Below are 16,265 nucleotides of genomic sequence, written 5' to 3'. Positions count from 1 at the left end.
GACGCGGTCCCGGCCGCCGATACCGGGCCGGGACCGCGCGCCTTTCAGCCGGTGGCGTCCGCGTAGTAGCAGGCCGCCTGCGCCCCGGCCGAGGCGGGCAGGATCTCCAGCAGCTCACCCCTGCACCGGGCGTCCACGCCCGCCTCCGCGGCCCTGCCGGAGGCGAGCACCTGGCAGCGGGCGTGGAAGCGGCAGCCGCCCGGAATCCTGGTCGGGTCCGGCGGCTCGCCGGTCAGCACCACCCGTTCGGGAGACTCGGGCAGCACCGACAGCAGGGCCTGCGTGTACGGGTGACGCGGCGCGGTCAGCACCTGCTCGACCGGCCCCGACTCGACGATCCGGCCGAGATACATGACCGCCACCCGGTCGGCGATGTTCCACGCCAGCCCCAGGTCGTGCGTGACGACCAGCGCCGACAGGCCAAGCTCGTCGCGGAGCCTGAGCATGAGCGCGAGGATCTCGCCGCGCACCGACGCGTCGAGCGAGGCCACCGGCTCGTCGGCGATCAGCACCTTCGGGTCCAGCGCCAGCGCCCCGGCGATGACCACGCGCTGCCGCTGCCCGCCGGACAGCTCGTGCGGGTAACGCAGCAGGAACCGCTCAGGCGGCCGCAGCCCGGCCCTGGCCAGCGCGTTGTTCACCACGTCCGCCTCGTCCGGCAGGCCGTGGATGCGCGGGCCCTCCGCCACCGCCTCGTAGACGGTCTGCCGGGGGTTCAGCGAGCCCATCGGGTCCTGGAGGACGAGCTGCACCTGCCTGCGGTACTCCTTGAGCGCCCGGCTGGCGTACCGCAGCGGCTCTCCCCCGTACCGGACCGTGCCGGACGTGGGCTTCTCCAGGCCGAGCAGCGTGCGCGCGAGCGTGGTCTTGCCGCAGCCGGACTCGCCGACCAGCGCCACGATCTCGCCCTCGCCGACCGCGAGGTTCACGCCGTCGACCGCGCGGGCGCGGCGCCCGCGCGAGGCGAACTCCACGTGCAGGTCGCGGGCCTCCAGGAGGGTACGGCGGGCCGTGGTGACCTCCTCGGCCGGGGCTTGCGTCTCTGTCATGCCTTCTCCTGTACGCGGTCCCGTACGTGGACGCAGGCGGCGGCGCGGCGGTCGCCGGCGGGCCACAGCTCGACGTCCAGCGTCGGGCACTCCTCCAGCGCGACCGGGCAGCGCGGGTGGAACGAGCATCCCGTCGGCAGGTCCATCGGGTCGGGCGGGTCGCCGCCGAGTCCCTTGGGCGCCAGCCGCGACGCCGGGTCGCCGACCGTCGGGAACGCCGCCGCCAGCGCCTGGCTGTAGGGATGCCGGGGGTCGTGGAACACCTCGCGCGACGGGCCCTGCTCGACCACGCGGCCCGCGTACATGACCGCGAGCCGGTCGCACACGTCGGCGAGCACCGAGAGGTCGTGCGAGATCATGACCAGGGAGATGTCGTGCTCGGCGACCAGTTCCTTGATCAGCGTCAGCACCTGCGCCTGCACCATCACGTCGAGAGCCGTCGTGGGCTCGTCGGCGATGATGAGCCGGGGCGAGCAGGCGAGCGCCATCGCGATCATGACGCGCTGGCGCTGGCCGCCGGACAGCTCGTGCGGGTAGCTGCGGGCCCGCCAGGCGGGCAGGCCGACCTGTTCCAGCAGCTCGGCCACCCGCTTGCCGGCCTCGCCGGGCTTGGCCAGGTTGTGCACGAGCAGCGGCTCGGCGATCTGTTCGCCGATCCTGTGCACCGGGTTGAGTCCGTGCTGGGCGCCCTGGAAAACGATCGACGCCTGGGCCCAGCGGACCGCGCGCAGGCGGCCCCACTTCATGGTGAGCACGTCCTCGCCGTCGAGCAGGATCCGGCCGGTGACGCGGGCGTCGCGCGGCAGCAGCCGCAGCAGCGCCATGGCCAGCGTCGACTTGCCGGACCCCGACTCGCCGGCGACCCCGAGGGCCGCCCCGCTGCCGAGCGTGAGCGACACGCCTCTCACCGCGGGCACCTCGCCCTCGGCGATGCGGTACGTGACCGAGACGTCGTCCAGTTCTAGCAGACTCATGCCCCTGCCTTCCGGAGTCGCGGGTTGAGCACGGTCTCCAGCGCCCGGCCGCAGAGCGTGAACGCCATGACGACCGCGAGGATGCACAGGCCGGGGATGAGGATGTACCACCAGGCTCCGTAGCTGGCCGCGTTCCAGTCGTAGGAGCCGCGGAGCATGGTGCCCCAGGAGGTCTTGTTCGCGGTCACGCCGAGGAAGGCCAGCGTCGACTCGGTGACGATGGCGCTGGCGACCTGGAGCGTGGTGCTGGCCAGCAGCAGCGGGGCGACGTTCGGCAGCACGTGGCGGGTGGTGATGTGCCAGTGGCCGCCGCCGAGCGCCTTGGAGCGCTCGATGTACGGCCGCGCCTCCACCGCCAGCGTCTGCGCCCTGATGAGGCGGGCGGTCGACGGCCAGGAGGTGACGCCGATCGCCATGATGATGGTGAACGTGCTGCCGCCCAGGATGGCCGCCAGGACGAGAGCGGTGACCAGCGAGGGCAGCACCAGGAACCAGTCGGTCACGCGCATGATGACGGCGCCGATCCAGCCGCGGAAGTGGCCGGCGGCGATGCCGAGCACGGTGCCGATGCCCACGGTGAGCAGCGCGGCCAGGAAGCCGATGAGCAGCGACGTGCGCGAGCCCCACCAGACCATGAGCAGGATCGAGCGCCCGGACTCGTCGGTGCCGAACGGGTAGTCCAGGCTCGGCGGGGACCATCGGGGCCCGGTGTTCTCGACCACGCTGGTGACGCCTTGGTCGATGAAGAGCGGCGCGACGACGGCCAGCGTCACGGCCACGACCAGGATGACCAGGCCGGCGAGGCCGCCGCGCTGTTTGCGGAAGTCCTCCCAGAACCGGCCGAGCGCCCGCTTCCTGCGGGTCCACGTGAAGGTGCTCATGCGGACCTCACCCTCGGGTCGAGGAGGTGGTAGACGATGTCGGCCAGCGTGTTCATCAGGATCACCGCGACCGTGATGAGCATGAACGTGCCCTGCATGAGCGTGAAGTCGGGCACCGAGATCGCGTCGTAGAACAGCTTGCCGAGCCCCGGCCAGCTGAAGACCGTCTCCGTGGTGACCGCGCCGCCGACGACGAAGCCGATGTTCATGAACACCAGCGTCACCGTGGGCAGCAGCGCGTTCGGGACGGCGTGCCTGCGCCGCAGGTCGTCGTCGCGCAGCCCCTTGGCCCGCGCGGTGTTGATGTAGTCCTGGCCCAGCTCGTCGAGCAGGGACGAACGCATGACCAGCAGATACTGCGCGTACACCACCCCGACCATGGTCAGGCAGGGCAGCACCATGTGCCAGGCCACGTCCAGGATGTAACCGAAGCCGTCGGGCGCGTCGACGCTCTCGATGCCCCGGGTCGGGAAGATCTGGAGCCAGGCGGCGAACACCATCATCAGCAGCAGGCCGAGCCAGAACGTCGGCACCGACCACAGCACCAGCGAGGTGGCCGTGGAGAACCGGTCGAACCGGCCGCCCGGCCGCCACCCGGCCCTGGTGCCCTGCCAGAGGCCGAGGCTGACGGCGATGACCAGACCGACCCCGGTGAGCAGCAGCGTCGGCCCGAGGCGCTCGCCGATGAGGTCGAGGACCGGCCGCTTGTACTCGTAGGAGGTGCCGAGGTCCAGGCGGAGCGTCTTGCCGACGAAGTCGAGGAACTGCTCGGGCACCGGCTTGTCCAGGCCGAGCCGGCTCCGTTCCAGGTCGAGCTGCGCCGGGGTCATGTTGCGGCCCTGCGCGAGGTTCCGTACCGGATCTCCGGGGAGGAGCCGGAAGAGGAAGAACGTCGCGACGATCACCATGGCGATGCTCAGCAACGCCCCGCCGGCCTTGGTGAGCGCGTAGCGCAGCACGCCGCGGCGGGCGGGGCGGTCGTCCCCAGCGGGGCCCGCCGCCTGGGCGGCGGCGGGCTCTGCTGCTTCGAGCGGTGCTGTCATTCGCGGTCGTCCGCGGCGGACTTGCGCCGCCTGGTGAGGAAGAACGCGCCGACGCCGATCACGACCACGGCGCCGACCACGCCGGCGATCAGAGCGGTGTTGGAGCCGCCCTCCTCGGCCGTGGCCGAGGACTCGACGGCCTCCAGCGAGTAGAACGGCCAGAAGCTGCTCGCGCCGTACAGGATGCCGTCCTGCTCGGGCACGGACGTGATGCTCTTGATCCGGTCCTTACGGTAGCCCTCGAGGTCGTTGGTGTAGTAGATCGCGATGACCGGGGCGTCGGTGTAGAGGCGCTCCTGCATCTGCTTGATGAGGTCGGCCCGCTTGGGCCGGTCGAGCTCCTTGAGCTGCTCCTGGTAGAGCTTCTCGAAGGTGTCGTCGCAGTAGAACGACTCGGTGCCGCCGCCCTCACCGGACGGGGTCGGCCGCCGGCTGCACAGGTGCGTCGCCAGGACCTCCTCCGGGTCGGGGTTGACCGACCAGCCGGAGATCGCGATGTCGAACAGGCCGGTGACGCCGGTCTCCTCGGTGAACTTGCTGGAGTCGAGCTTCTTGGTGGTCAGCGTGACGCCGATCTCCTTGAAGAAGCCGGTGAGGTACTCGGCGAGCTTGTCCTCGATCGGGGTGTCGGTGTGGATGCTGAAGCGGAACTCCAGCTTGCGGTCACCGTCGGGCATGGTGCGGACGCCGTCGGCGCCCTTCTTGTAGCCGGCGTCGTCGAGGATCTGGTTGGCCTTGGCCGGGTCGTAGGAGACCTTGGTGTCGCCGGCGGCCTCCCAGAAGAAGTCCGTGTACATGGGCGGCACGATCGAGCCGTGCGCCGGCTTGGCCAGGCCGTTCTGCACCTCGGCGACGAGCTTGTCCTTGTCGATGGCCTGGTGCAGCGCCTGGCGGACCTTCTGGTCCTTCAGCGCCGGGTGGCCGTCGCCCACTTCCTTGTCGTCGGTGGTCGTGGCGCCGTGGTTGATCTGCAGGTAGACGGCGCGGCGGCCCTGCTGGTTCCACTGCACGATGTTCGGGTCGCCCTTGAGGGACTCGAACTCCGGCGGGTTGAGCCGGCCGATCAGGTCGATCTCGCCGTTCTTCAGGCCGATGATGGACGCGGCCGGGTTCTCGTAGAAGACGACCTGGAGCTCGTCGATCTTCGGGGCGCCGCGCCAGTAGTTCGGGTTGGCCTGCAGCTTGACGTACTGGTCCTTCTTGTGCTCGACGGCGATGTACGGGCCGCTGGTCACGGCCGGATACTGGTCGCCGGAGAAGTCCGCGAGGTTGCCGACCTTCTCCCAGACATGCTTGGGCATGATCGGGATCGGGTTCTCCAGGATCGAGGCCTGGGGGTTCTTCAGCTTGATGACCAGGTCCTGGCCGTTGGCCGTGACGCTCTCGAAGTTCTCCGCGGCCGGACCGTTGGCGGTCTTGGCCGCGTCATCCGTCATGATCTTGTTGAACGTCCAGGCGGCGTCCTCGGCGGTGACCGGCTGGCCGTCGGACCACTTGGTCTCGCGGATCTTGAAGGTCCAGGTCAGACCGTCCTCGGAGCTGCTCCACGACTCGGCCAGGTCCGGGCTCGGCTGCAGCGTCTTGTGGTCCGGAACCGTCAGGAAGCCGTACATCCAGCGGTGGATCGAGGTCGACACCAAGCGGACGGCGAGGAACGGGTTCATGGAGTCAACGGCCTGGGTAGCGCCCACGCGGATGATCTTCTTTCCCGCCGCGGGGTCCTGGGCCAGAGCCACCTGACCCTGACCGGCCACCAATAGCGCGAAGCCCAGCACTGCCAGGCGTGCGAGCCATTTCCTCATGTGTGCCTCACCTTCAGGCGGGGGGTTATCTGTGTAGAGCACGGCACACCATAGGAACTACGCATGTCAACGAGATACGGAGAATTGTTTCATCTTCGTATCTTTGTGCGGTGTAAATTTTCAGTGGGACTCGGACACGCGTCCCTGGTCCACCACGAGCCTCCTGTCGACGCTGACCGCCTCCAGCATGCGGCGGTCATGGGTGACGAGCAGGAGCGTGCCGGGATAGCCGGCCAGCGCCGACTCCAGCTGCTCGATCGCGGGCAGGTCGAGGTGGTTCGTCGGCTCGTCGAGCACCAGCAGGTTGACGCCCCTGGCCTGCAGCAGGGCCAGCGCGGCGCGGGTGCGCTCGCCCGGTGAGAGCGTCGAGGCGGGCCGCAGCACGTGGTGCGCCTTCAGCCCGAACTTAGCCAGCAGCGTGCGCGCCTCACCCGGCACCAGGTCGGCGTGCGCGGTGAACGCGTCGAGCAGCGCCTCCTCCCCCTCGAACAGCCCGCGCGCCTGGTCGACCTCGCCCACCACCACGCCGGAGCCGAGCGAGGCGTGCCCCTCGTCCGGCGGGACGCGCCCGAGCAGGGCGCCGAGCAGCGTGGTCTTGCCCGAGCCGTTGGCCCCGGTGATCGCCACCCGCTCGGCCCAGCCGATCTCCAGGTCGACCGGCCCCAGCGTGAAGCCGCCCCGCCTGACGACCGCGCCGCGCAGCGTGGCCACCACCGCGCCGGAGCGGGGCGCGACGGCGATCTCCATGCGCAGCTCCCACTCCTTGCGCGGCTCCTCGACCTCCTCCAGCCGCTCCAGCAGCTTCTCCGTCTGCCGGGCCTTGGCGGCCTGCTTCTCGGTGGTCTCGACGCGGGCGTTGCGCCCGATCTTGTCGTTGTCGGGCATCTTGCGGCGGGCGTTCTTGACGCCCTTCTCCATCCACGCCCGCTGCCTGCGGGCGCGGCCCTCCAGGTCGGCGCGGGTCTCGGCGTACTCCTCGTAACGCTCCCTGGCGTGCCGCCTGGCGACCTCGCGCTCGTCCAGGTAGGCCTGGTAGCCGCCGCCGAACAGGTGGATCCGCTGCTGGGCCAGGTCGAGCTCCAGCACGTCGGTGACGGTCCTGGCCAGGAACTCGCGGTCGTGGCTGACCACGACCGTGCCGGCCCGCAGGCCCTTGACGAAGCTTTCCAGCCGGTCGAGCCCGTCGAGGTCCAGGTCGTTGGTGGGCTCGTCGAGCAGGAACAGGTCGTAGCGGCTGAGCAGCAGCGAGGCCAGCCCGGCGCGGGCCGCCTGACCGCCCGACAGCGAGGTCATCGGCTGCTCCAGCGCCACCGGCAGGCCGATCGCCTCGGCGCGCTCGTCCAGGTCGGCGCCGCCCAGCGCCAGCCAGCGCTCCAGCGCCACGCTGTAGGCGTCGTCGGCGCCGGGCGCCTGATCGGCCAGGGCCTGCGCGGTGGTGTCCAGGTCGCGCTGCGCCCGTGCCACGCCGGTGCGGCGGGCCAGGAACTCCATCACGGTCTCACCCGGCCTGCGGTCGGGCTCCTGCGGCAGGTAGCCGACGGTGGCGGCGGCCGGGCTGAGCCGGATCTCGCCCTCCTCGGGCCGGTCGAGGCCGGCCATCATGCGCAGCAGGGTCGACTTGCCCGCGCCGTTGGCCCCCACCAGGCCGATCACGTCGCCGGGGCTCACGACCAGGTCCAGCCCCGTGAACAGCACCCGCTCCCCGTGACCGGCAGCCAGCCCCCGTACCACCATGGTCGCGCTCATGTACGGCGATGCTACTAGGCTCCGCTGAATGTCCCGTTTGCCGGTTATGGTGGCCGCCCTCGTCACGGTCGTCCTCGGACTCGGCGTCCGGCTGCTCTGGGACGGCCCGGTCCCCAAGTACGCCGGCGACGCGCTCTACACGGTGCTGATCTATCTGCTCGTCCTGCTCGTGTGGCCGCGCGTGCGCCCCTGGGTCGCCGCGCTCACCGCGGCCGGGCTGAGCTGGGCGATCGAGTTCGCCCAGCTCCTCGGCATCCCCGAGGTGCTGCGCCCGCTGCTCGGCAGCACGTTCAACCCGCCCGACCTCTTCTGGTACGCGGCCGGCGCCGCGACGGCGTGGGCCGCGCACATCGCGTATAGATCGGGAACTCACGGATAGGGGGTGAGAAACCACGAAATAGGGGGTTTCATCATGCTCCAGGACAAGACCATCGCTTTCCTGGTCGCGCCCGAAGGCGTCGAGCAGGTCGAGCTCACCGAGCCGTGGAAGGCCGTCAAGCAGGCCGGTGGCACGCCGAAGCTGATCTCCACCGAGCCGGGGCAGATCAAGGCCTTCAACCACCTGGACAAGGCCGACACGTTCGCCGTGGACGGCACGGTCGAGGAGGTGTCGGCGGCCGACTTCGACGGGCTCGTGCTGCCCGGCGGCGTCGCCAACCCCGACTTCCTGCGTACCGACCCGAAGGCCGTACGGTTCGTCCAGGACTTCTTCCAGGGCGGCAAGCCGGTCGCGGCGATCTGCCACGCGCCGTGGACGCTGATCGAGGCCGACGCCGTCCGGGACCGGCAGATGACGTCCTGGCCGAGCCTCCAGACCGACCTGCGCAACGCCGGCGCCAACTGGGTCGACGAAGAGGTCGTGGTCTGCGACGCCGGGCCGAACAAGCTGGTCACCAGCCGCAAGCCGGACGACCTCAAGGCGTTCTGCCAGGCCACGGTCGAGGTGTTCGGGGACTGACGTGACGGGGGCGGGCCGCGGCCCGCCCCCGCTCGCCCGAAACTCCTTGGGCGGGCCGCGGAAATGGTCTGGACGTATACCAAAGAATGGTCTAAACCTAGACCAAAGAGAGCGTCCTCCTCGCCCCCCAGGGAGACCTCAGTGAGCACAGAAGAGGATTCCAAGCGACTCGCCGAGCTCGGCTACAAGCAGGAGCTGGCCCGGACCTGGAGCGGATTCTCCAACTTCGCCATCTCGTTCTCCATCATCTCGATCCTCGCCGGCTGCTTCACCACCTTCGGCCAGGCGTGGAACAACGGCGGCCCCATCGCCATCTCCTGGGGCTGGCCGCTGATCTCCCTCTTCATCCTGATCATCGGCTTCTGCATGTCGGAGCTGGTCTCCGCGTTCCCGACCGCGGGCGGCATCTACTGGTGGGCCGCCAAGATGGGCAAGCCGATCCACGGCTGGTTCACCGGCTGGCTCAACCTGATCGGCCTCATCGCGGTCACCGCGTCCGTCGACTACGGCTGCGCGACCTTCCTCAACATCACCCTCACCCGGCTCACCGGCGGCGCATGGGAAGGCACGCTCTCGCAGGCGTTCCTGCTGTTCGTGATCGTGCTCGGGTTGCACGCGCTGATCAACATCTTCAGCCACCGGCTCATCTCACTGCTGCAGAACGTCTCCGTCTGGTGGCACGTCTTCGGCGCCGCCATCGTGGTCGGGATCCTGGTCTTCGGCCCGTCCGAGCACCAGTCGGTGGGCTTCGTGTTCACCGAGACGATCAACAACTCCGGCTTCGGCGACGGCTCCAACGGGCTGACGTTCTGGCTGTACGTGCTGCCGCTCGGCTTCCTGCTCACCCAGTACACGATCACCGGCTTCGACGCGTGCGCGCACGTCTCGGAGGAGACCCAGGGCGCCTCCACGGCCGCCGCCCGCGGCCTGTGGCAGTCAATCTTCTACTCGGCGATCGGCGGCTGGATCGTCCTGCTGGCGTTCCTGTTCGCGGCCACGAACGTGGACGCGATCAACGAGCAGGGCGGCTTCGTCGGCGCGATCTTCGAGACCGCGCTCAGCTCGCCGCTGGCCACCGCCATCTTCGCGATCTCCACCATCGGCCAGTTCTTCTGCGGCATGAGCTGCGTGACGTCCATGTCACGGATGACGTACGCGTTCGCCCGCGACGGCGCGGTGCCCGGCTGGCGGCTCTGGTCGCGGGTCGACCGCAATCGCACGCCGGTCAACGCCATCCTGGCCGGTTGCGGCGCCGCCGCCTTCATCACCCTGCCCGCCCTCTACGCCCCTCCCGGCCTGACGACCCCGGTGGCCTTCTTCGCCGTGGTGTCGATCGCGGTCATCGGGCTCTACCTGGCGTTCCTCATCCCCATCTGGCTCCGGCTGCGGATGGGCGACCGCTTCGAGCCCGGGCCGTGGACGCTCGGGCGCAGGTACAAGGTGCTCGGCTGGATCGCGGTGATCGAGATCGCGGTCGTCTGCGTGTACTTCATCATGCCGTTCTCCCCGGCCGGGGTGCCCGGCGACGAGGACTTCACCTGGACGTCGGTCAACTACGCCCCGATCGCGGTGGGCGTGGTGCTGATCGGCATCGGCCTGTGGTGGTGGCTGTCGGCCCGCCACTGGTTCACCGGCCCCCGCCGCACCATCGACGAGGTCCCCACGGACGCCTGAAGGCAAGGTCTTCGCCCCGGAGGCGCTCCGCGCCGAAGAGCTCAGGCTGTGACTGCGGGGGCACGCCCCCGCACCCCCGGCGAGGGGGCGCCGCCCCCTCCCGCTCCCCCGGCCGAGGTGGACCGTCTCGGCCGGGAACCGGGAACTGCGAGAAGAGGCGGATCCCTTCGCCATGTCCGCTCAGGGAACAAAACCCACGGCCATGCCGCGAAATCTTGCTAGCAACCTGCTAGCATCGCCATCATGGCGACTCTCTACATTCGCGACGTGCCCGAACCGATCGCTGAACAACTCAAAGCACGTGCGGCTGAGGCCGGCCTGTCTCTTTCCGCGTACGTCGCCAGAGAACTAGCCGATATCGCCGCTCGGCCGACCAACGCCGAAATCGTCAAGCGCCTGAAGGCCCGCGATCGCTCCCAGGGGCCGTCGAGTGAGGAGATTCTGCAAGCAGTAGCCGAGGGCAGGCGATGATAGTCATCGATTCCTCCGCCATGGTGGAGGCCCTCGTGGGCCGCGACGCTGACATGGAACTTCTCAGCGCGCTGCAAGCCAGCGTCCACGCTCCACACCTCCTTGACGTGGAGGTCCTATCGACGTTGCGCGGACTGGTGCTCGGCGGCAAGCTGCCCGCCGCGATCGCCGAGCAGGCCCGGGCCGACTACCTGGCTCTCAACATCACGCGCTACGAGATGAAGGGGATAGCAGAGCGGATCTGGGAGCTGCGGCACAACTACACCGCTTACGACTCCTGTTACCTGGCCCTCGCCGAAGCACTGGAAGCGCCCCTTTACACCTGTGACGGCAAGCTCAACGGCTCCGGCCATGATGCCGAGGTGCAGGTTTTCCCGCGCGTGTGAGTCAGGACGCCTCGAAGGCGGCCGCGACCACCGGGCGGACCCGGTCCATCGAGGCGTCGCCGAGCTCCCGCTGGAGCGAGGTCATGTCGACGTCCGGCATCCCGCAAGCCACCGCCCAGTCCCACGGCATCAGGTCGCCGTCGACGTTGAGTGCGAAGCCGTGGCTGGTGACGCCGCGGCTCTGCCGCATCCCGATGGAGACGATCTTGCGGCCGCTCTCGGCCGTCCACACGCCGGTGAGCAGCTCCGAGCCCGGCGGGGTGTCGCGCCGCTCGGCGGGCAGGCCGAGCTCGCCGAGGGCGGCGACCAGGCGCAGCTCCACCTCGCGCACGTAGTCGACGATGCCCTCCTCCTCGCCCAGCTTGACGATCAGGTAGCCGACGAGCTGGCCGGGGCCGTGGTAGGTGAGCTGCCCGCCCCGGCCCGTCTCCACGACCGGGATGCCGCGCGACGGGTCGGGCAGGTGGGCCAGCGGGGTGCGCCGGCCGACCGTGTAGACCTGCGGGTGGCTGAGCAGCCAGAGCGTGTCCGGCCGTTCGTCGCGCTGGCGCTCGCCGACCAGCTCGGCCATGCGCTCCATCGCCTTGTCGTAGTCGACGAGCTCGTCCTGGATCAGTGTCAGCGGCCTTGCCCTCATGCCTTGAAGGATAATCCTCAGTACTTCTTCGGCTCTTCGGGGACGAGGATCCACATGACGACGTAGACGACCCACATCGGGCCGGGGAAGAGCGAGAGGATCAACCAGAGGACCCGGACGAGGGTGGGCGACAGGCCGAACCTGTCGGCGAGGCCTCCGCAGACGCCGGCGAGCATCCGGTGCTGTCGTGAGCGGTACATGGTGTCCCTCCGTGTGATGACGTTCTACTGAGAAGAACGCACGAGCCTCGCTCTCTTCTCCCACTACTGACCCTGAGAAAACCCTGTAAGGGTCAGCCACTCCCGCGCGGCGGCCAGATGTCGGCTGGTCAGGCCCACTCTGCCGGGCACGTGGACGAGCAGGAATTCGCCGAGACCCTGACGAGCCCTGAGGTAGTCCTCGTCCTCCTGGTAGACCTGGTCGTCGAACCAGACGAACGGCCGGTCGCCGACGTACTCGGCCACGTGGCGGGTCTTGAACATCTCGCCGTGCCGGCTCCCGTTCTCGCCGGGCGCCATCTCGATGACGGGCAGCGGCGGCAGGCCGAGCCGGGGCGCGATCCACTCGTTGGCGTGCTGCTCCCAGGTCGTCGCCCACACCAGCTCGGAGCCGGTCTCCAGCGCGAGCTCCATCAGCCGGGTGCCGTGGCGCTGGTTGAGGTGCACGGTGTAGACGGTGCTGCCGATCGTGCACCGGTAGCGGCGGAAGTCGGGGGACGGGCGGCCGGTGGGGTTGAGCACCCCGTCCACGTCCAGGAGAAGCAGCGGTTTCACCGGCCGGCCCCCACCCGGTGTTCCTGCGGGCTGACGCCGTGGGCCCGTTTGAAGGCCGCGCTGAGCGCGAACGGGCTGCCGTAGCCGACCTTCCTGGCGACCGAGGTCACGGTCGCCTCGGGCTCGCGGAGCAGGTCGGCGGCCAGGGCCAGCCGCCACCCGGTCAGGAACGCCATCGGCGGCTCGCCCGCCAGGTCGGTGAACCGCCTGGCCAGCGAGGCACGCGAGACCCCCACCTCGGCGGCCAGCGCGGCGACCGTCCACGGGTGCGCGGGGTTGTTCTGCATGATCCGCATGGCCTTGCCCACGACAGGGTCGCTCTGCGCCCGGTACCACGCCGGCGCCTCCCCGGTGGCGAACCACCCGCGCAGCGTGGCGATGAGCAGCAGGTCGAGCATCCTGTCGAGCACCGCCTCCTGCCCGGGCTCGTTCTTGACCACCTCCTCGCCCAGCATCTCGATGAGCGGCCCGCCTGGCTGGACGAGCAGCGGCGGCAGCGCCCGCAGCAGCCGCCCGCTGACCTCCCCGGCCATCAGGTAGGTGCCGACGATCATGGAGCTGGCGCCGTCGGGGTCGTTGCCCCAGGTGCGCACGCCCAGGTGCATCGCCTGGTAGAGCGACTCGCCGTCGAGGGTGGTGCACCGCTCGCCGGGGTGGATGACGATCTGCGGCGGGGTGCCGGGCCGGTCGGCGACCACGTAGGGCTCCGGCCCGCACACCACGGCCACCTCGCCCGGCCCCACCCGCGTCAGGCCGTCGCGGACGATCCACGCCTCGCCGCGCACCATGGCCAGCAGCGTGAGCGGGGCCTCGTCCTGCACGCGCATCGCCCAGGGCGGGTCGAGGAGGACTCTCAGCAGGAACGCGCCACGGGCGCGCGGGCCGTCGAGCAGCGCCGCCAGGTGATCCATGGTTAGACGATCGCATATGCCATTGCGCTTCTCAACCATGGAGAGTCTCACCGGCAGGCGGCTTACTAGAGGGCATGACCATCCTGGTAACGGGCGGCACCGGCAAGACCGGCCGCCGGATCGCAGACAGGCTCGAAGCCCTCGGCCGGCCCGTACGCGTGGGCTCCCGTACGGGCACCCCGCCCTTCGACTGGGCGGACCGCGGCACCTGGAAGGCCGCCCTCCACGGGGCGCGCGCCGCGTACATCTCCTACTATCCCGACGTGGCGGTCCCGGGCGCGCTGGACGACGTGCGGGCGTTCACCGAGCACGCGGTGGCGGCCGGCGTCGAGCGGCTGGTCCTGCTGTCGGGCCGGGGCGAGCCGCTCGCCGAGGCCGCCGAGCAGGTGGTGCGCGAGTCGGGCGTCGCCTGGACGATCGTGCGGTGCGCCTGGTTCATGCAGAACTTCTCGGAGGGCTACCTGCTGGAGCCGGTACGCGACGGCGTCATCGCGCTGCCCGCCGGAGACGTGGCCGAGCCGTTCGTGGACGTGGACGACATCGCCGACGTCGCGGTGGCCGCGCTCACCGAGGACGGGCACGCGGGCAGGCTGTACGAGCTGACCGGGCCGCGAGTGCTCACCTTCGCCGACGTGGCGGCCGAACTGTCCAAGGCGACCGGCCGCGACATCACGTACGTGCCGATCACCACCGAGGAGTACGCGGCGGGCGCGGCCGAGCACGGCGTGCCGGAGGACGAGATCGAGATGCTGACCATGCTGTTCACGGAGACACTCGACGGCCGCAACGCCCACGTCACCGACGGCATGCGGGCCGCGCTGGGCCGGCCGGCCGGGGACTTCGCGGACTTCGCCCGCGACAACGCCGGAGCCTGGGTGACCAGCGAGTGAACTCCGCGCGGCGACCAGCCGCGACTGGCCTTGGCGGGCCGCCGATTCCGCTAGCCTCACCTCGTTACATCGTGCGCTCCTATCGGGGGAAGGTGCAGGCGTGATCGGCTGGATGGAAGCCGTGGTGCTGGGATTGCTGCAGGGGCTGACGGAGTTCCTGCCGATCTCCTCCAGCGCCCACATCCGCGTCGCCTCGGCGTTCTTCGGCTGGAAGGACCCCGGTGCCGCGTTCACCGCGGTCATCCAGCTCGGCACGGAAGCGGCGGTCCTGATCTACTTCAGGAAGGACATCTGGGAGATCACCTCCACCTGGACCCGCTCCCTGTGGACCCCCGCCCTGCGCTCCCACATCGCCGCCCGCATGGGCTGGTACGTGATCCTCGGCAGCATCCCCATCGCCCTGCTCGGCCTGCTGCTCAAGGACCAGATCGAGGGCGTCTTCCGCGACCTGCGGCTGGTCGGCACCACGCTCATCCTGTTCGGTCTCATCCTGTGGTTCGCCGACCGCACCGCGCGCAACAAGCTCACGCTCGCCAAGCACCTCAACGTGCCGCACTCCGTGGTGTACGGGTTCGCCCAGGCGGCGGCCCTCATCCCCGGCGTCTCCCGCTCGGGCGGCACCATCACGGCGGGCCTCCTGCTCGACTACCGGCGCGAGGAGGCCGCCCGCTACTCGTTCCTGCTGGCCATCCCGGCCGTCCTGGCCTCGGGCCTGTACGAGCTGTCGGAGATCGGCGGCGCCGAGACCCCGGCCTGGGGGCCCACGATCCTGGCCACGGTGATCTCCTTCATCGTCGGCTACGCCGCCGTGGCCTGGTTCCTGCGCTACATCAGCACCCACAGCTTCACCGGCTTCGTCGTCTACCGGCTCGCCCTGGGCTTCCTCGTCATCCTCGCGGTCACACTCGGCTGGATCCCCGCCCTGGGCTGACCGCCCACCGCGGGGCGGTAGGTCGCGAGGGTGAAGAGCACCGTCGCCAGGCCGAGGCCGGTGGCCAGGGCGATCACGCCTGCTCGCCCGTACGCGTCGAGCACCAGCCCGCCGGCGACGCCCGCCAGCACGAGCCCCGTGTACTGGGCCGACGACAGCAGGCCGAGCCCGACCGGCACGTTGCCCGGCAGCGCCGCGACCACGCGATACTGCTGCGCGGGCGCCACCAGCCAGCCCAGCGCACCCCACAGGAACGCCCAGACCAGGGCGACGGGCAGGGCCAGGTTGGCGACCGGGATCAGGGCCATGAGCAGCGTGGACGCCGCCAGCCCGCCCAGCACCATGCGGCGCGGCCCGTACGCGTCGGTGAGCCGGCCGCCGAGCTGGTTGCCCACGATGGCGCCCACGCCCCACGCCCACAGCACGGCGGGCAGCGGCAGGTCGAAGAGCGAGCCGATGTAGGTGTAGGCGGCGAAGGCCGAGGCGAACATCAGCAGCTGCGTCGCCAGCACCGCGAGCACACCCCGGTCGACCAGCGGCGCGAACCGCTCGCCCAGCCTGCCGGAGACCGCGATCCGCACGTCGGGCACCAGCGCCGCGATCCCGGCGAAGCCGAGCACCGCCAGCCCTGCCACCAGCCAGATGGTGGCCCGCCACCCGTACGCCGCGCCCATCCACGTGCCGAGCGGCACGCCGATGGCGGTGGCCACGCTCAGCCCGCCCATCACCAGCGCCAGCGCCCGCCCCCGATGCTCGGGACCGGCCAGCGCGGCCGCCACCCCCGACGCGGTCGGCGTGAACATCGCGGCCCCCGCGGCGGCGAGCACCCGCGTGGCCACCACCAGCGGGTAACCGGGCACCACGGCGGTCAGCACGTTGCCCAGCACGAACACGCCCAGCCCGAGCAGCAGCAGCGTCCGCCGCGGCATCGCCGCCGTCACGGCGGCCAGCAAGGGCGACAACACGGCGTACGCCAGCGCGAACACGGTCATCAGCTGGCCGGCGGCGGCCACGGACACGTCCAGGTCGGCGGCGATCGGGGTGAGCAGGCCCGCGGTGACGAACATGCCGGTGCCGACGGCGAAGTTCCCGGCGGCGAGGGGGTAGAGCCGGCGATTCACTGGTCCTCCGATGGATCA

General features: G+C 70.4%; 18 protein-coding genes. 7 read left to right on the top strand and 11 right to left on the bottom strand.

The genetic code is table 11. The features are described 5' to 3' along the window. Window positions 1-44: 44 nt before the first annotated feature. From AB0K05_RS27840 to AB0K05_RS27815, 6 genes are all read right to left on the bottom strand, one after another. Window positions 45-1,049 (bottom strand): ABC transporter ATP-binding protein, encoded by a 1,005-nt coding sequence (locus AB0K05_RS27840; RefSeq protein ID WP_364232904.1) that lies wholly within the window; start codon window positions 1,047-1,049, stop codon window positions 45-47. Next, window positions 1,046-2,023: an ABC transporter ATP-binding protein gene (locus AB0K05_RS27835; protein ID WP_148036580.1), complete on the bottom strand. Its 978-nt coding sequence runs from the start codon at window positions 2,021-2,023 to the stop codon at window positions 1,046-1,048. The genes AB0K05_RS27840 and AB0K05_RS27835 overlap by 4 nt, the downstream gene beginning before the upstream one ends. Next, window positions 2,020-2,904, bottom strand: coding sequence for an ABC transporter permease (locus AB0K05_RS27830; protein ID WP_148036579.1), 885 nt, complete (start codon window positions 2,902-2,904; stop codon window positions 2,020-2,022). The genes AB0K05_RS27835 and AB0K05_RS27830 overlap by 4 nt, the downstream gene beginning before the upstream one ends. Further along, on the bottom strand, window positions 2,901-3,947 hold the full coding sequence (locus AB0K05_RS27825) for an ABC transporter permease (RefSeq protein ID WP_364232900.1): 1,047 nt from the start codon (window positions 3,945-3,947) through the stop codon (window positions 2,901-2,903). Before AB0K05_RS27825 ends, AB0K05_RS27830 begins: the two co-directional genes overlap by 4 nt. Beyond that, window positions 3,944-5,749 (bottom strand): ABC transporter substrate-binding protein, encoded by a 1,806-nt coding sequence (locus tag AB0K05_RS27820; RefSeq protein ID WP_271275154.1) that lies wholly within the window; start codon window positions 5,747-5,749, stop codon window positions 3,944-3,946. The genes AB0K05_RS27825 and AB0K05_RS27820 overlap by 4 nt, the downstream gene beginning before the upstream one ends. Window positions 5,750-5,869: 120 nt before the next feature. Next, window positions 5,870-7,495 carry an ABC-F family ATP-binding cassette domain-containing protein gene (locus AB0K05_RS27815; protein ID WP_364232897.1) on the bottom strand — a complete coding sequence of 542 codons (1,626 nt, stop codon included), beginning with the start codon at window positions 7,493-7,495 and terminating at the stop codon, window positions 5,870-5,872. Between the two features lie 28 nt (window positions 7,496-7,523). Here AB0K05_RS27815 and AB0K05_RS27810 point away from each other — a divergent pair, with 28 nt between their 5' ends. The 5 genes from AB0K05_RS27810 (at window position 7,524) to AB0K05_RS27790 (ending at window position 10,984) form a co-directional block, all read left to right on the top strand. Beyond that, window positions 7,524-7,874 (top strand): DUF2809 domain-containing protein, encoded by a 351-nt coding sequence (locus AB0K05_RS27810; protein ID WP_271275153.1) that lies wholly within the window; start codon window positions 7,524-7,526, stop codon window positions 7,872-7,874. Between the two features lie 33 nt (window positions 7,875-7,907). Continuing rightward, window positions 7,908-8,453, top strand: a complete 546-nt coding sequence (locus AB0K05_RS27805; RefSeq protein WP_148036575.1) for a type 1 glutamine amidotransferase domain-containing protein — start codon at window positions 7,908-7,910, stop codon at window positions 8,451-8,453. 141 nt (window positions 8,454-8,594) lie between these two features. Next, the gene (locus AB0K05_RS27800) at window positions 8,595-10,127 is read left to right on the top strand and encodes an amino acid permease (RefSeq protein ID WP_364232893.1); all 1,533 of its coding nucleotides are present in this window, start codon (window positions 8,595-8,597) and stop codon (window positions 10,125-10,127) included. A gap of 243 nt (window positions 10,128-10,370) precedes the next feature. Beyond that, a complete protein-coding gene (locus AB0K05_RS27795) occupies window positions 10,371-10,598 on the top strand; it encodes an antitoxin (protein ID WP_219546945.1) in 228 nt (75 codons plus the stop codon). After that, window positions 10,595-10,984 carry a type II toxin-antitoxin system VapC family toxin gene (locus AB0K05_RS27790; RefSeq protein WP_271275151.1) on the top strand — a complete coding sequence of 130 codons (390 nt, stop codon included), beginning with the start codon at window positions 10,595-10,597 and terminating at the stop codon, window positions 10,982-10,984. Before AB0K05_RS27795 ends, AB0K05_RS27790 begins: the two co-directional genes overlap by 4 nt. 1 nt (window position 10,985) lies before the next feature. On the opposite strand, the gene lipB is transcribed toward AB0K05_RS27790, so the two are convergent. From lipB to AB0K05_RS27770, 4 genes are all read right to left on the bottom strand, one after another. Next, the gene (gene lipB, locus AB0K05_RS27785) at window positions 10,986-11,621 is read right to left on the bottom strand and encodes a lipoyl(octanoyl) transferase LipB (protein WP_364232889.1); all 636 of its coding nucleotides are present in this window, start codon (window positions 11,619-11,621) and stop codon (window positions 10,986-10,988) included. Between the two features lie 17 nt (window positions 11,622-11,638). Beyond that, entirely contained in the window at window positions 11,639-11,821 is a 183-nt protein-coding gene (locus AB0K05_RS27780) for a PspC domain-containing protein (RefSeq protein WP_148036569.1), read from the bottom strand. Window positions 11,822-11,884: 63 nt separating this feature from the next. Next, the gene (locus AB0K05_RS27775; protein ID WP_271275150.1) at window positions 11,885-12,394 is read right to left on the bottom strand and encodes an HAD domain-containing protein; all 510 of its coding nucleotides are present in this window, start codon (window positions 12,392-12,394) and stop codon (window positions 11,885-11,887) included. Then, complete coding sequence (locus tag AB0K05_RS27770; protein WP_148036567.1) at window positions 12,391-13,305, bottom strand: AraC family transcriptional regulator; 915 nt, start codon at window positions 13,303-13,305, stop codon at window positions 12,391-12,393. Before AB0K05_RS27770 ends, AB0K05_RS27775 begins: the two co-directional genes overlap by 4 nt. 74 nt (window positions 13,306-13,379) lie before the next feature. Here AB0K05_RS27770 and AB0K05_RS27765 point away from each other — a divergent pair, with 74 nt between their 5' ends. After that, window positions 13,380-14,195: an NmrA family NAD(P)-binding protein gene (locus AB0K05_RS27765; RefSeq protein WP_271275149.1), complete on the top strand. Its 816-nt coding sequence runs from the start codon at window positions 13,380-13,382 to the stop codon at window positions 14,193-14,195. A 100-nt stretch (window positions 14,196-14,295) separates the two neighbouring features. After that, a complete protein-coding gene (locus tag AB0K05_RS27760) occupies window positions 14,296-15,126 on the top strand; it encodes an undecaprenyl-diphosphate phosphatase (RefSeq protein WP_261809054.1) in 831 nt (276 codons plus the stop codon). Here AB0K05_RS27760 and AB0K05_RS27755 read toward each other — a convergent pair. Further along, entirely contained in the window at window positions 15,057-16,247 is a 1,191-nt protein-coding gene (locus tag AB0K05_RS27755) for an MFS transporter (RefSeq protein ID WP_271275148.1), read from the bottom strand. The genes AB0K05_RS27760 and AB0K05_RS27755 overlap by 70 nt on opposite strands. Between the last annotated feature and the right edge of the window lie 18 nt (window positions 16,248-16,265).

This window comes from Nonomuraea sp. NPDC049486, assembly GCF_040676925.1.
Classification (GTDB): domain Bacteria; phylum Actinomycetota; class Actinomycetes; order Streptosporangiales; family Streptosporangiaceae; genus Nonomuraea; species Nonomuraea ferruginea.
Note: the sequence above shows the minus strand (reverse complement) of the source record. Positions and strands in the feature narration are given on the sequence as shown.

Coding starts and splice junctions, on each gene's coding strand:
- AB0K05_RS27820 (WP_271275154.1), bottom strand. CDS start 5,749: ATGAGGAAATGGCTCGCACGCCTGGCAGTGCTGGGCTTCGCGCTATTG.
- AB0K05_RS27790 (WP_271275151.1), top strand. CDS start 10,595: ATGATAGTCATCGATTCCTCCGCCATGGTGGAGGCCCTCGTGGGCCGC.
- AB0K05_RS27830 (WP_148036579.1), bottom strand. CDS start 2,904: ATGAGCACCTTCACGTGGACCCGCAGGAAGCGGGCGCTCGGCCGGTTC.
- AB0K05_RS27810 (WP_271275153.1), top strand. CDS start 7,524: ATGTCCCGTTTGCCGGTTATGGTGGCCGCCCTCGTCACGGTCGTCCTC.
- AB0K05_RS27780 (WP_148036569.1), bottom strand. CDS start 11,821: ATGTACCGCTCACGACAGCACCGGATGCTCGCCGGCGTCTGCGGAGGC.
- AB0K05_RS27825 (WP_364232900.1), bottom strand. CDS start 3,947: ATGACAGCACCGCTCGAAGCAGCAGAGCCCGCCGCCGCCCAGGCGGCG.
- AB0K05_RS27815 (WP_364232897.1), bottom strand. CDS start 7,495: ATGAGCGCGACCATGGTGGTACGGGGGCTGGCTGCCGGTCACGGGGAG.
- AB0K05_RS27765 (WP_271275149.1), top strand. CDS start 13,380: ATGACCATCCTGGTAACGGGCGGCACCGGCAAGACCGGCCGCCGGATC.
- AB0K05_RS27795 (WP_219546945.1), top strand. CDS start 10,371: ATGGCGACTCTCTACATTCGCGACGTGCCCGAACCGATCGCTGAACAA.
- AB0K05_RS27770 (WP_148036567.1), bottom strand. CDS start 13,305: ATGGATCACCTGGCGGCGCTGCTCGACGGCCCGCGCGCCCGTGGCGCG.
- AB0K05_RS27835 (WP_148036580.1), bottom strand. CDS start 2,023: ATGAGTCTGCTAGAACTGGACGACGTCTCGGTCACGTACCGCATCGCC.
- lipB (WP_364232889.1), bottom strand. CDS start 11,621: ATGAGGGCAAGGCCGCTGACACTGATCCAGGACGAGCTCGTCGACTAC.
- AB0K05_RS27840 (WP_364232904.1), bottom strand. CDS start 1,049: ATGACAGAGACGCAAGCCCCGGCCGAGGAGGTCACCACGGCCCGCCGT.
- AB0K05_RS27805 (WP_148036575.1), top strand. CDS start 7,908: ATGCTCCAGGACAAGACCATCGCTTTCCTGGTCGCGCCCGAAGGCGTC.